At 57.6% G+C, this 297-nt stretch carries 1 protein-coding gene; it reads left to right on the top strand.

Features of this window, described 5'->3' with window-relative positions; genetic code table 11:
• Nucleotides 1-290: PLP-dependent transferase (locus A3709_RS14880; protein WP_197484217.1), on the top strand; the 290-nt coding region annotated here is incomplete at its 5' end.
• Between the last annotated feature and the right edge of the window lie 7 nt (nucleotides 291-297).

Raw genomic sequence — 297 nt, 5'->3', positions numbered from 1 at the left:
TTGGCGCCGGCGGGGTGCTAACGATTGACGCGGGCAGCAAAGAGAAAGCGCTGGAACTCATGGGCGCCCTGCAAAATGAGCAGCAGTTTGGCTTTATGGCGGTAAGTCTTGGCTACTTCGATACGCTCATGTCCTGTTCAGCATCGAGCACATCCAGCGAAATGGAAGACGAGGACATTCAGGCGGCTGGCATCAGCCCCGGCCTTGTTCGCCTGGCTGTGGGATATACCGGCACCCTGGAGCAACGCTGGAGCCAACTGGAGGCTGCGCTTGATTCCGTCGGCATGTAAGTAAATC

Source organism: Halioglobus sp. HI00S01 (assembly GCF_001635445.1).
In the GTDB taxonomy this organism is placed as follows: Bacteria; Pseudomonadota; Gammaproteobacteria; order Pseudomonadales; family Halieaceae; genus Halioglobus; species Halioglobus japonicus.
Note: the sequence above shows the minus strand (reverse complement) of the source record. Positions and strands in the feature narration are given on the sequence as shown.